This window comes from Pengzhenrongella frigida (genome assembly GCF_004168625.1).
In the GTDB taxonomy this organism is placed as follows: domain Bacteria; phylum Actinomycetota; class Actinomycetes; order Actinomycetales; family Cellulomonadaceae; genus Pengzhenrongella; species Pengzhenrongella frigida.
This window is the reverse complement of the sequence record NZ_SDWW01000075.1, coordinates 1-10,026: the sequence shown is the minus strand read 5'-3', so window position 1 is coordinate 10,026 and position 10,026 is coordinate 1. Positions and strand designations below refer to the sequence as shown.

General features: G+C 67.0%; 9 protein-coding genes and 1 pseudogene. 9 read left to right on the top strand and 1 reads right to left on the bottom strand.

The annotated features are described in order from the left end of the window. Positions 1–51: 51 nt before the first annotated feature. Positions 52–1,133 (bottom strand): annotated as a pseudogene (istA, locus tag EUA98_RS18805) (IS21 family transposase); the annotation flags it as partial. A gap of 380 nt (positions 1,134–1,513) precedes the next feature. Here istA (EUA98_RS18805) and EUA98_RS18800 point away from each other — a divergent pair. The 9 genes from EUA98_RS18800 (at position 1,514) to istB (ending at position 9,921) form a co-directional block, all read left to right on the top strand. Then, complete coding sequence (locus EUA98_RS18800; RefSeq protein WP_207219161.1) at positions 1,514–3,103, top strand: L-threonylcarbamoyladenylate synthase; 1,590 nt, start codon at positions 1,514–1,516, stop codon at positions 3,101–3,103. 117 nt (positions 3,104–3,220) lie between these two features. Then, complete coding sequence (locus tag EUA98_RS18795) at positions 3,221–4,165, top strand: sodium-dependent bicarbonate transport family permease (RefSeq protein WP_130104222.1); 945 nt, start codon at positions 3,221–3,223, stop codon at positions 4,163–4,165. Beyond that, positions 4,162–4,473, top strand: coding sequence for a P-II family nitrogen regulator (locus EUA98_RS18790; protein ID WP_242511720.1), 312 nt, complete (start codon positions 4,162–4,164; stop codon positions 4,471–4,473). Before EUA98_RS18795 ends, EUA98_RS18790 begins: the two co-directional genes overlap by 4 nt. A 397-nt stretch (positions 4,474–4,870) precedes the next feature. Then, complete coding sequence (locus EUA98_RS18785; RefSeq protein WP_130104221.1) at positions 4,871–5,206, top strand: helix-turn-helix transcriptional regulator; 336 nt, start codon at positions 4,871–4,873, stop codon at positions 5,204–5,206. A gap of 745 nt (positions 5,207–5,951) precedes the next feature. Then, positions 5,952–6,827 (top strand): DUF6671 family protein, encoded by an 876-nt coding sequence (locus EUA98_RS18780; RefSeq protein ID WP_130104220.1) that lies wholly within the window; start codon positions 5,952–5,954, stop codon positions 6,825–6,827. Between the two features lie 26 nt (positions 6,828–6,853). Further along, positions 6,854–7,117, top strand: a complete 264-nt coding sequence (locus EUA98_RS20610; protein WP_130104219.1) for a cation-transporting P-type ATPase — start codon at positions 6,854–6,856, stop codon at positions 7,115–7,117. Continuing rightward, positions 7,095–7,532 carry an HAD-IC family P-type ATPase gene (locus EUA98_RS18770; protein ID WP_165372913.1) on the top strand — a complete coding sequence of 146 codons (438 nt, stop codon included), beginning with the start codon at positions 7,095–7,097 and terminating at the stop codon, positions 7,530–7,532. The genes EUA98_RS20610 and EUA98_RS18770 overlap by 23 nt, the downstream gene beginning before the upstream one ends. A gap of 101 nt (positions 7,533–7,633) precedes the next feature. Then, positions 7,634–9,130, top strand: a complete 1,497-nt coding sequence (gene istA, locus EUA98_RS18765; protein ID WP_130104217.1) for an IS21 family transposase — start codon at positions 7,634–7,636, stop codon at positions 9,128–9,130. Continuing rightward, entirely contained in the window at positions 9,127–9,921 is a 795-nt protein-coding gene (gene istB / locus EUA98_RS18760) for an IS21-like element helper ATPase IstB (protein WP_242511719.1), read from the top strand. Before istA (EUA98_RS18765) ends, istB begins: the two co-directional genes overlap by 4 nt. The last annotated feature ends 105 nt before the right edge of the window (positions 9,922–10,026 follow it).

Sequence of the window (10,026 nt, the reverse complement as noted above, 5' to 3'; positions counted from 1 at the left end):
CGGGTGGGTCGGGAGTGGGGCCAAATCAGAGCATCAAAACCGGTCCAAGTGGGGCCAACTCAGGCTGGCACACTCAATGATCACCCGCTCGTCGGCGCCGCGCCCGTGCACCCGCACCCAGACCGTGGCCCCGAGAAGCTCGTGCGGCACGGAGTACTGCCCGGAGTCGAACGTGACCATCGGCGTCTTGGCCGGGACGGTGCGCGTGACCCCGAACGCGACCGTGTGGGGATCGGCCGGGACCGGGGGCAGGCGGGCGCGTTCCTCGGCGAGCATCGCGTCCGGGGTCCGCCGAGTGACGCGGTGCTCACGGGCGTTGACCTGCGCGCAGAACACCTCGCACGCGTCCTCGAGGTCCGCGAACGACGCGTAGGCCTCCAGCAAGTTGGTGTCCTTGGGGACCAGGTCCGCCTTGGCGACCTTCACCGACGACTCCGACCCACCCTTGGACGCCGGATCCACCGGGACACAGGTGTGCAGGGTGACGCCGTAGTGGCGGGCGAACGCGACGATCGCCGGGTTGCGCACCGCCATCCCGCGACGTGCTCGACGGTGACCGTCTTCTCGTTATCGGTCAGCACATACGTCGGCGCACCCCCGATCCTGCGCATCGTGACGTCCAGGGCTGCCATCACCGACGGCAACGTCTTGTCCCTGATCGCGAGCACCACCCGGAACCTCGACCACGCCAACCACGCCACGAACAACGTCGTACGGACCCCGCCGATCATCGGCCCGTCGCCGAAGTCGTACTGGATCCACATCCCCGGCTCAGTGACCCACGGGCGGTGGACCCGGACCCGCCCGACCCGGTAGTTCGCCTTCACCACCGCCACCGCCCGACGCGTGGTGCGCTCCGAGCCGGTGAAACCCAACGCGACGAGCTTGTCGTGGGCGACGTCGGCGCGGACCTTGCCCTGAGACCGCTCAACCCACTCCTCGACCTTGGCCAGGTGAGCGTCGATCAGCTGCGGGCGCGGTGCGCACTTATCCGACAACCCACCAGCGTCGCGGGCCGCGACATACCTGGCGACGGTGTGGTGGGAGACCCCGGACAGCTCCCCGGCATCACGCAACGACCCGGTCAAATCGAACGCTTCCAACATGTTCATGATCTCCTCGGCAGACTTCACGGTGTCCCTCCTGGGGGCGGCAAGCGCATCAGCACCGCGAAGCGCATCCCAGGAGGGGCCTCAACCGCGGGAGGCGGCGAGGCGAAGAACGTCGTGTCGGGCAGATCTCATGACCGCCAGCGGGCAACTTTCATGTCCGCCACCGGGCAGCGATTTGGCCGTCTCCGGGCAGTTTCTCGTGTCCGCTGTCACGCTACCGAGTTCGACGCCGGAGCGTGCTCTCGCTGCGTGAGGCACGTCGACTCGGACTGCGTGGGCACGGGCCTCGCGCCACCAGTTCCTACACTGACTAGACAAGCGAAGTACGGTTCGCTACTTTATCATCGCACGTAAGAGGGTTGACCCGCGCACCCTGTCACTGCTCATCCTGAGTCGCGGCGATGGGCAAACTCGCCAAGCCGGGAAAGGTCCTCGATCCGACTCACCAAACAGTCCGACTCATCAAACAGGTAGATGCCCAGGATGGATCGAAGGAGTTGTTCAGGATGGCACTTAGCGGAAGCGCTCCCCGTGAACTGGCGAGAGCGGCGGGTGTCCTGCGGTCGGGGGGCTTGGTGGCATTCCCCACCGAGACCGTCTATGGGCTGGGCGCAGACGCCGCCAATGAGAAGGCCGTTGCACGCATCTTTGCCGCGAAGGGCCGGCCCGCTGATCACCCTCTCATCGTCCACCTGGCCCAGCCGGAAGATGTTGCACTCTGGGCGCGGGACGTCCCTGCCTCTGCCTGGCGGGTGGCTGAGAGATTCTGGCCCGGACCGCTGACACTAATCCTCAAACGTGCTGCCGGGGTGTTGGACGTCGTGACAGGCGGTCAGGACACCGTGGGCCTGCGCGTTCCCGATCACCCCATTGCCCTCGGTCTCCTGCAGGTCTTTGGCGGCGGCATCGCAGCCCCGTCGGCCAACCGCTTCGGGCGGGTGAGCCCGACATCGGCGGCTCATGTGCTTTCCGAGCTCGGAGATTCGGTCGACTGGATCATTGACGGTGGCGCGTGCGCGGTGGGCCTGGAGTCCACCATCCTGGACCTGAGCGGGAAGCATCCGCGGCTACTGCGCCCTGGTGCCGTAACCCCCGAAATGCTGAACGAGACGCTAGGCGAGTTGCCCACCTGGCTTGCGATTGGTGGTCCGCGCACCCCAGGACGACTGCCGTCCCACTACGCTCCGGAGACCCCGCTGTACCTGGTGGAAACGGATGCGCTCGAATCAACGGTTCGGATGATCGTGGGACAGGAACAATCGGTGGCCGTCCTGTCGGTACAGCCCAACGGCACCGGTGACGCGCGCTGCCGGTGGGCGGTGATGCCCGCCGACCCAATGGAGTACGGGCGCGTGCTGTATGCGCGCCTGCGCGAGGCCGACAACTGGGGCTGTCGCGCGATTCTTGTCGAGATGCCCCGCGCGGACGAGGATTGGGACGCCGTGCACGACCGCCTTCGGCGCGCCGCGGGCGCATATGCGGACAGGCGCCCAGTCGCGGCTCTCGTCCGCAGCCGGGAGGACCTGCCGCGGGCATGTCGTGATCTGAGCGACCTCTTCGCGCTGCAGATGCACCAGCAGTGCCGGACCTCCCCACCTGAGGACCTTCTCGGGATCTGGGTCGACGAGCAAGCGGTGGTGCAAACCCCGAGTTTCTTGCCCGCGCACGACCAGTCCTCAGCTGACCGCCCCATCGACATCCGGTACACCGCTGGCTTGTCGGGTATATGGACACTCTGCTGGCTCGAGATGGAAAGCGACAGCAGGAATCGCGCGGTGACCCGACTCGACCTCCTCGCTGGGCTGGTCCGACATTCCGAAGGACCGCTGCACGGTCGGTTTTTGCCGGTCTTCCCCAGCGACACGCCCCCGTCGGAGATGGAGTCTCAGATGCGGAGCCTCCAGGACCGGTACCCCCGGCGCCTTATCGGATCGCTCATCCAAGACTCGGCATCGGGCCGCGTGACCTGGCAGGAAGTTGGAACTGAGTAGGAGCCTGCCTTCGACAGGCATTTACGGTTCGCACACACCGGCAGAACTCGGTGGCCGCGGCGAAGGATGTTCGAACCTGCCCCAATGCATCATCGGAGCCCGGTAGGAGCCATCAAGTTGACTGATCCAGTGATTCTTTTCTTTGTCCTCGGCCTTGTCGCCGGCCTGCTGCGCTCGGAGCTTCGCCTTCCACCCGCGATATACGAGTTTCTGAGCATCCTGCTCCTGCTGTCCATCGGACTCAAAGGCGGCATCGAACTCGCTAAGCAGCCCGTCATCACGCTCCTACCTCAAATGCTAGCGGTGGTAGCCCTGGGCATCTTTCTCGCCCTGACGGCCTTCCCCGTGTTGCGCTACCTGGGTCGCTTCACGAGGGCTGACGCGGCCTCCATCGCTGCGCACTATGGCTCCGTGAGCGTCGGCACCTATGCGGTTGCCGTCGCCTACCTTGGTGCTCGGCGCATTCCGTTCGAAGCCCACATGCCCCTACTCCTGGTACTTCTAGAGGTCCCCGCTGTCCTTGTCGGCATCGTCTTGGCACGAGGGCTCTCGCGTCGGACGCGCTGGACGACAGTTGCCCACGAGGTCTTCCTGGGAAAGAGCATCGTCCTGCTCGTCGGCGGCCTGCTCATCGGATGGGCAGCGGGCCCGGTTGGGTTAGTCACGATTGAGCCTCTATTCTTCGACCTCTTCAAGGGCTTTCTGGCGATATTTCTGCTGGAGATGGGGTTGATCGCGGCAGCACAGGCAGGAATGCTGCGCCGGCACGGTCTGTTTCTCGTGGCTTTCGGCATCGGCATGCCACTTTTCTCGGCGCTCGTGGGGGGTGCCGCAGGATTCTTCCTGGGCCTATCTGTCGGCGGCACAACTATTCTCGCGACACTGGCGGCCAGCGCTTCCTACATAGCAGTACCAGCTGCCATGCGCATCTCGGTACCCGAGGCAAACCCGGCACTGTCGCTCACCGCTTCCCTGGGAATAACCTTCCCGTTCAACGTCCTTGTTGGCATTCCGATATACTACGCATTATCCAAATGGATGCACGCGATCATGGGAGGATGAGACTATTGACAGACTACCGGCGCAAGTTGTTGACGGTAATCACTGAAGCTGCACTTGAGGGAACACTGATACAAACCATCGAACGCCTGGGTGCACACGGATATACCATCGTCGATGCCCGCGGCAAGGGAGCCCGTGGCGTCCGCGATGCAGGCTGGGAGGCCAGCGGAAATATCCGCGTCGAGATCGTGTGCAAATCTGATACGGCCGCAGACATCGCCGCTTATCTTCAAGAGCACTACTACAACGACTACGCCATGATCTTGTTTGTGAACGACATCGACGTGCTTCGACTGGAGAAGTTCTGAAAGCAGACTGGGAGGACCGGCAAGACGTATACGGGCTGAACCACCGGGCATGGTGGCACCTCAAGGTGAGGTCCGCGCGATCCTCCGCTACCACCGTCCACGGATCTCGTCTCTCGACTTCCGACTCTCGGCGGCACGGTCTCGCGGCCGGTGCGCGACGACCGGCCTCTTCCGAGGGGCAGCCAGTGGCGAGGAGTCTGCACGGTCGTCGAGCGCAGGGGTGCGGCTCTGGTAGCCGAACCCACCGACCTGAACCAGTTCGGGTGGCGAGACCGCTCCGCGCTCGACCAACGCGCCCGTTCCGTCACCCTCGCTTGGTCGGTCCCCCAGGCAGCCCACCGGTCGGACGAGGACGATGCGATGGTCTCTTGGGGCGGCGGGGACTACTGTCCATGAAATGGCGAATCAGAGTGCCGATCGAGGTGTCACGCATGAACCGGCCGCAGCGGCGGGTTGGACGTTCTTGACCAACCACGCGCACGTTCTCCTCGTCATCGTGCGCGACCCTCAGATCACCCTGCGTGAGGTTGCAGCTCGGGTCGGGATCACCGAGCGGGCCACGCAGAAGATCGTCGCGGATCTTGAAGCGGCGGGCTATCTCACCCGGGCCCGAGAGGGGCGGCGCAACAGCTACACCATCTCCACCGGACAGCCGTTCCGCCATCCGCTTGCAGCCGGCCACGATGTCGATGAGCTCCTTGGGATCCTCGCCTCCGGCTCCACCAGTGACTAGACAAGTGCATTTCTATTCGGTACTTTTGAGTCGTGAGTCTAGCGATCTGCTCGCGCCGTCGCATCACCAATGGTGCGGTCCAGTTCAGCGGTAGACGAGCCCATTCGGGAAGGATCCTCGGTCGTGCTGCCGAAGAGGTAGGTGCCCGGCATGGCGACTCGAACTCCTCGCGCAGGTCCGGTTGCAATCCTTGCAGTGCCCGCCGCCGCCGTGATCGTCCCGACCACGCACCGGCCAACCGTGTGCTCGCCGCCCGCGCGCGCCACGCCCAGCGCCTGCTTGCTCGTCGCTCGTGCGCGGCCTCGGCCCGGAGTCGACACCGAACTTGCCGTTGCCCGGCTTGCTCCGCGCGCGGATATGTGGGGCCGCATCGTCGAAAAGGCGAACCGTCCGACCGCCGCGTCGCTGCTTGAGGCAGAGACGCACCCTTCACCCAACCCGAGGCGAGCGTGGTGCGGTTGGTCGGGTGCGATCGGATGAGTGAAGTGCCGAGACGCTCAGGGTCTTCGCGGCACGCGACCGGAGGGCCTCCGTCAGCCCGTGAGTCTTCCTCCCGGAGAGGGCTCGAACCGGTTGGTGGAGGCGCCCGATGAGCCGTCGTCCTCGATTCGCTGCCACGGCCGCGACACCCGACTGAGCTTTCGGCGTCACCAGTCAGCCGTCCGGTGCCCGCGGGGAGTTCCGCGAGCGAGCCGAATATGGGTCGGGCGGACACCACTTCGCACCAATGGAAGGAAATGAGCTGATGAAAGGAACCCCACCCGGCCTCGCCAAGGCCGTAGCCCTCTACGCCGGTCAAACGGTCGCGCTCCTCACTCAGCACGGCAAAGAGCGAGTGATCGCGCCCGTGCTGGAGCCTGCACTCGGCTGCCGAGTGGAACGTGTTGCCGGCTATGACACGGATCTCCTGGGTACGTTCACCCGCGACATACCGCGCGCCGGCACCCAGCTCGAGGCGGCGCGCACGAAGGCGCTCCTCAGCATGGAGCTGGCAGGGCTGCCACTGGGCCTGGCCAGCGAGGGCTCGTTCGGCCCGGATCCGTTCACGGGCATGCTCGGCTGGAATGTGGAGATGCTGATCTGGGTCGATGCCGAGCGCGAGCTGGAAGTCGTCGGTGTCGCCCAAGGCTCGGCGGTGTTCTCCCATGTACTCACGGCGGACTGGGGCGCGGTCAGCTCCTTCGCGGGGAGATCGGCATTCCCTGAACATCACCTGGTGGTGCGCCCCGGCGGCAGGGATGACACGCGCATCCGCAAGGGGATCGCGTCGTGGACGGAACTGGAGGCCGCCTTTGCCGGAGCGCTGGAGCAGTCGGCGAGCGGTCAGGTGTTTGTCGAGACTGACGTGCGCGCCCATGCCAATCCCACGCGCATGGAGAACATCCGCTTGGCGGCCGAGGACCTGGCCAAGAGGCTCTGCTCCCTGTGTCCTGCCTGCGACACCCCGGGCTTCTGGATCATGGGACGCGTGGCCGGGCTGCCGTGCGGGGAGTGTGGTGAAGCTACGCGCGGAACCCGCGCCGAGGTTCTTGGATGTCTCAAGTGCGCGCATCGCCTCACGCGTGATCGCACCGAGCGGCAGTACGCCGACGCGGTCTTCTGCGACTACTGCAACCCGTGAACGCTCGAAGAGCGAAGGACATCGCGATGAGCGTTGAGCCGGCCCGGTCTGACGTCGGCGCCGACGGTTCGCATCGGCTGACCTCAGACGAGGTCGCGGCGCGCCTGAAGGTGGACCCGCGGGTGGGTTTGCCGGCGTCGCAGGTCGCGAGCCGCCTCGCCGCTCACGGTCCGAACCGGTTGCCCCCCCGGGCGGCGGCGCTCGCCGCTTCGCACGTTTGTCGACCAGTTCCGCAGTCTCCTCATCGCGGTCCTGCTCGGCGCCGCGGTGTTGGCCGCGATCGTCGGTGACGTCAAAGACGTCGTCGTCATCTGTGTCGTGGTCGCGTTCAACGCCGTCTTGGGTTTCGCGCAGGAGTACCGGGCCGAGGCGAGCCTGGCGGCGCTGGAACAGATGCTCGTGACTCAAGCCCGGGTGCGTAGCGATGGTTCGATCAGTGTGGTCGACGCGGAAGACCTCGTTCCTGGCGATGTCGTGCTCGTCGATGCCGGTGACCGCGTGCCGGCCGACGGCCGGTGGCTGGTGACTGTCGACCTGCAGATCGACGAATCGGCGTTCACGGGTGAGTCGATGCCGGTCGCAAAGGATGTCCTTCCGATCCCCGAGGGTGTCGTGGCGGTAGCTGACCGGTTCTGCATGGTGTCCATGGCCGTGAGAAAGTCCCCGCAGGTGGCCAGTAGAAAGTCCCCGCTGGTGGCCAGGTAGAAGTCCCCACCCCTTGCTCGTCGTGTCGAGCCGGAGCGTGAAGCCCGAGCAGTGACGGTGACGGTGTCTAGCCAGTCGCCATCACTGCCCGGGGAGCTCCATTGAAGTCTGCGAGGGACCGTATGGACATCATCAGCACCTATCAGCAGGTCGGGTCGTATCGAGGCACGGCCGCGATCTGCGGCACGACCCCCAAGACCGTGCGTCGGGTCATCGCCCGCGCCGAGGCCGGCGGGACCGTCGCGCCGCGGGTCCCGCCGGTCCGCAACTACGAGCCCGTGGCCGCGCTGGTCACGGCGAAGGTCGCCTCGACCAAGGCCCGGATCTCGGCCAAGCGCCTTCTGCCGGCGGCGCGGGCGGCGGGGTTCACCGGGTCGGCGCGCAACTTCCGCCGCCTGGTCGCCGGCGCCAAGGTCGAGTGGCGCCGCGAGGACCATCGCGGGCGGCGCCCGGCGGTGTGGACCCCGGGTGAGTACCTGGTCATCGACTGGGGAACCCTGGGTGGGGTCAAGGTGTTCTGCGCGGTGCTGGCGTGGTCGCGGGTGCGGTTCGTGCGGTTCGCCGCCGACGAGCAGGCCACCACCACGATGGCGATGCTCGCGGAGTGCTTCGAGACGATCGGCGGGGTCCCGACCAAGGTCCTGGCGGACCGTATGGGGTGCCTCAAAGGCGGCGTGGTCGCCAACGTCGTGGTCCCCACGGCCGACTACGTGAAGTTCGCCGGCCACTACGGCTTCGTCCCGGACTTCTGCAACCCGGCCGACCCCGCTTCCAAGGGCATCGTGGAGAACCTGGTCGGTTACGGCAAGTCCGACCTCATGGTCCCGCTGCTTGACGAAACCGCGGACCCAGCCTCGCCCGCGGGCCTGGCCGCGGCGAACCTGGCCGCGATCGCGTGGTGCGCGGAGGTGAACGCCGCGGTGCACTCCCAGATCGTCGCGGTCCCGGCCGAGCGCCTGGTGGCCGAGGCGCTGCTGCTGGGGGCGTTGCCGTCGTTGCGGGCGAGCATCGGGCCCGCACCGGTGGTCCGCAAGGTCGACAAGCTGTCCTGCGTGCGGTTCGCCTTGGGCCGCTACTCGGTGCCCACGACGCTGATCGGCACCCACGTCCACCTGGTCCACCACGGCGGCCGCCTGCAGGTCCTGATCCCGGCCACCGGCGTCATCGTGGCTGATCACGAGCTCGTCGCCCCGGGTGAGTCCTCGGTGTTGGACGCGCACTACGGCGGCCCGCGCCCGGCACCCTCGCGCAAGGTCCGGCCCCGGTCGGTCGCCGAGCGGGAGTTCTGTTCGCTGGGTGAGGTCGCCGCGGCGTTCATCACCGGCGCGGCCGCGTCGGGCAACACCCGCCTGGCCGGCGAGCTCGTCGAGCTCAACGCGTTGGCCGCCGCCCACGGCCAGAGCGTGTTCCTGGCGGCCCTGGCCCGGGCGGTGGCGTTTCGGCGGTGGCGCTCAGCGGACGTCCGCTCGATCCTGGCGGCCGGCACCGGCACCCCCGACCCGACCGCCACCGGCGACGCACTGGTCATCGACCTGCCCATCGCGGCCGGGCGGTCCCTGGACCAGTACGCGCCGACCACGACCGCGGCGACCTCGTGAGCGCCCCCGCGCCGGTGTTGGCCGCGGACCTGACCGCCGGGCTGCGCCGCCTCAAGCTCGCCGCGATGCGTGAGCTCGCCCCGAGCCTGCTGGTGACGGCCAAGACCCAACGCTGGACCCCCGAGGAGGTCTTGCGGGCCCTGGTGGAGGCCGAGATCACCTCTCGCGCCGCGTCCAACGCCCGGGCCCGGCTGAAAGCTGCGGCGTTCCCGGTGGTCAAGACCCTCGAGCAGTTCGACCTGCCCGCCTCTTCCATCCCCGCACCCACCTGGGCGTATCTGACCAGCCTGGAATGGATCCGCGCGAAGGAGAACCTCGCCCTGGTCGGCCCGGCCGGGACCGGCAAGTCCCACACCCTGCTCGCCCTGGGCCACGCCGCCGTGGAGGCCGGTCACAAGGTCCGGTACTTCACCGCGGCCGACCTCGTGGAGACCCTCTACCGGGCCATGGCCGACAACTCCGTGGGTCGCGTCATCGAGACCCTGCTCCGCAACGACGCCGTCATCGTCGACGAGGTGGGCTTCGCGCCGCTGGACGACACCGGCACCCAGCTGCTGTTCCGGTTCGTCGCCGCAGCCTACGAACGCCGGTCCCTGGCCATCGCCTCGCACTGGTCGTTCGAGGACTGGGGCCGGTTCCTACCCGAGCACACCACCGCCGTCAGCATCCTCGATCGCCTCCTGCACCACGCCACCGTCGTGGTCACCAGCGGCGACTCCTACCGCATGCGCGAGTCCCGCCAACCCCGAGGAGGCCACCCCATCAGCGCCCAGAGAATCCGCAAGGGGTGAGGACCTCTATTTGGCCACCAGCGGGGACGGCGGATTCCAGCGAACGTCGCAACACCGAGAGGTGTTGGAGGACGTGATGGGACCTGTTCGTAGCCGGGGCCGCAA